Below are 2997 nucleotides of genomic sequence, written 5' to 3'. Positions count from 1 at the left end.
CTTCACGAAGGTTGTTGACAGTCTGAGATGGTTGCTTCTATAAAGCGGCCATCGAGACGGCGACGCCGCTGGCGGCGCCGCTCCTGCTTCACTGGAACGTTGGGCGTGGTGGCCGAGAGATCGGTTCGCGATGCTGTTCGGATGTGTAGCCTGCTGTTTGAAAACTGAAGACAGAAAGAGAAACGTGGACGGCGAAGTTCTTGCGGACTTGCTTACGGGCAAGTCGAACGAGACTTCGGTGTGCTGCGTTTACAAGAGCCATCGCTGATGAGTTAGGTGAAAGCCTGGGTCATCAAGCAATGACTCCGTCAATACGCAGCGATGCCGGAACAAACTCATCAAATCTGAGAGTTTGATCCTGGCTCAGAGCGAACGCTGGCGGCAGGCTTAACACATGCAAGTCGAACGGGCACTTCGGTGCTAGTGGCAGACGGGTGAGTAACACGTGGGAACGTACCTTTCGGTTCGGAATAATTCAGGGAAACTTGGACTAATACCGGATACGCCCTTCGGGGGAAAGATTTATCGCCGATAGATCGGCCCGCGTCTGATTAGCTAGTTGGTGAGGTAATGGCTCACCAAGGCGACGATCAGTAGCTGGTCTGAGAGGATGATCAGCCACATTGGGACTGAGACACGGCCCAAACTCCTACGGGAGGCAGCAGTGGGGAATATTGGACAATGGGCGCAAGCCTGATCCAGCCATGCCGCGTGAGTGATGAAGGCCTTAGGGTTGTAAAGCTCTTTTGTCCGGGAAGATAATGACTGTACCGGAAGAATAAGCCCCGGCTAACTTCGTGCCAGCAGCCGCGGTAATACGAAGGGGGCTAGCGTTGCTCGGAATCACTGGGCGTAAAGGGCGCGTAGGCGGACTCTTAAGTCGGGGGTGAAAGCCCAGGGCTCAACCCTGGAATTGCCTTCGATACTGAGAGTCTTGAGTTCGGAAGAGGTTGGTGGAACTGCGAGTGTAGAGGTGAAATTCGTAGATATTCGCAAGAACACCAGTGGCGAAGGCGGCCAACTGGTCCGATACTGACGCTGAGGCGCGAAAGCGTGGGGAGCAAACAGGATTAGATACCCTGGTAGTCCACGCCGTAAACGATGAATGCCAGCCGTTGGGGTGCATGCATTTCAGTGGCGCAGCTAACGCTTTAAGCATTCCGCCTGGGGAGTACGGTCGCAAGATTAAAACTCAAAGGAATTGACGGGGGCCCGCACAAGCGGTGGAGCATGTGGTTTAATTCGAAGCAACGCGCAGAACCTTACCAGCTTTTGACATGTCCGGTTTGAGGAACAGAGATGTACCTCTTCAGTTCGGCTGGCCGGAACACAGGTGCTGCATGGCTGTCGTCAGCTCGTGTCGTGAGATGTTGGGTTAAGTCCCGCAACGAGCGCAACCCTCGCCCCTAGTTGCCATCATTCAGTTGGGAACTCTAGGGGGACTGCCGGTGATAAGCCGCGAGGAAGGTGGGGATGACGTCAAGTCCTCATGGCCCTTACAGGCTGGGCTACACACGTGCTACAATGGCGGTGACAATGGGCAGCGAAAGGGTGACCTCGAGCTAATCCCAAAAAGCCGTCTCAGTTCAGATTGTACTCTGCAACTCGAGTACATGAAGGTGGAATCGCTAGTAATCGTGGATCAGCATGCCACGGTGAATACGTTCCCGGGCCTTGTACACACCGCCCGTCACACCATGGGAGTTGGGTTTACCCGAAGGCGTCGCGCTAACCGCAAGGAGGCAGGCGACCACGGTAGGCTCAGCGACTGGGGTGAAGTCGTAACAAGGTAGCCGTAGGGGAACCTGCGGCTGGATCACCTCCTTTCTAAGGTAGAATTCTCCACGAGATCTTTGGTCTTGTATTGAATTCGCTTGGAACAAAAGAAGCCAGTCAGGCTTCGACATGCGGAACCTCGCCGTCTTCGTTTCTCTTTCTTTTTCCGGGCAATGTGCCTGGCCCGTCGACATAGGGTCGATGCCGGCCGGCGCATTCTGGGCCAACGCTTTCAGGTCTTTGGCCGTGCCGAAAGGTTTGCTTTCGGCGTTCAGGTCTCGGGCCTGTAGCTCAGTTGGTTAGAGCGCGCGCTTGATAAGCGTGAGGTCGGAGGTTCAAATCCTCCCAGGCCCACCACTTCCTGTGTTGCTTTTCTGATCGGGGCCATAGCTCAGTTGGGAGAGCGGTAGCTTTGCAAGCTTCAGGTCGTCGGTTCGATCCCGTCTGGCTCCACCAGAAAGTCCCGGAAATTCAGGTTTCATAGATTGCTGTCTTCGGATGGCGATAGATGATGCTGTTTGTCATTGTTAAGAGGGAATGTATTCGAGAGCTGCTCATCCTGCAGCATGCTCGGTTCGATCACCAATCGACCGGGTTAAATCGGGTACATTCGGCAAGCATAATGGTCTTTCTGATCTTGTCTTGCAGCTTGAATGCTGCGGACATCGATCATGAGAACGATCAAGTGCCTTAAGAGCATTCGGTGGATGCCTTGGCGCTGAGAGGCGATGAAGGACGTGATACGCTGCGATAAGCCGTGGGGAGCTGCGAATGAGCTTTGATCCGCGGATTTCCGAATGGGGAAACCCACCTTCGATCTCTGTTATTCCAAGGACAGGTTACGGCCTGTGCTTGGGCCTGTCTTCGGACTAACAGAGATCAAAAGAAGGTATTGAACTCTGAATACATAGGGGTTCAAAGCTAACCCAGGGAACTGAAACATCTAAGTACCTGGAGGAAAGGACATCAACGAGACTCCGTTAGTAGCGGCGAGCGAACGCGGACCAGGCCAGTGCTTGCCTGTAAGTTACCGGAAGTGGTTGGGAAACCACGCATTAATGGGTGATAGCCCCGTACGGATCTGCGAACAGGCGAGACATGAGTAAGGCGGGACACGTGAAATCCTGTCTGAACGTGGGGGGACCACCCTCCAAGCCTAAGTACTCCTCAGCGACCGATAGTGAACAAGTACCGTGAGGGAAAGGTGAAAAGCACCCCGAC

Annotated in this window: 2 tRNA genes and 2 rRNA genes (1 of these 4 running past the window's edge); all 4 read left to right on the top strand. The window is 54.3% G+C overall.

Features of this window, described 5'->3' with window-relative positions:
• The first annotated feature begins 340 nt into the window (after positions 1-340).
• A 16S ribosomal RNA gene (locus tag RKE40_RS29210) occupies positions 341-1827 on the top strand.
• A 229-nt stretch (positions 1828-2056) separates the two neighbouring features.
• A tRNA-Ile gene (locus RKE40_RS29205) sits at positions 2057-2133 on the top strand.
• Between the two features lie 23 nt (positions 2134-2156).
• Positions 2157-2232: transfer RNA gene (locus RKE40_RS29200), tRNA-Ala, on the top strand.
• Between the two features lie 223 nt (positions 2233-2455).
• A 23S ribosomal RNA gene (locus RKE40_RS29195) occupies positions 2456-2997 on the top strand (it continues 2274 nt past the right edge of the window).
• The 16S and 23S rRNA genes sit together here with 2 tRNA genes alongside, the layout of an rRNA operon.

The organism is Allobosea rubneri, assembly GCF_032464875.1.
Classification (GTDB): Bacteria; Pseudomonadota; Alphaproteobacteria; order Rhizobiales; family Beijerinckiaceae; genus Allobosea; species Allobosea rubneri.
Note: the sequence above shows the minus strand (reverse complement) of the source record. Positions and strands in the feature narration are given on the sequence as shown.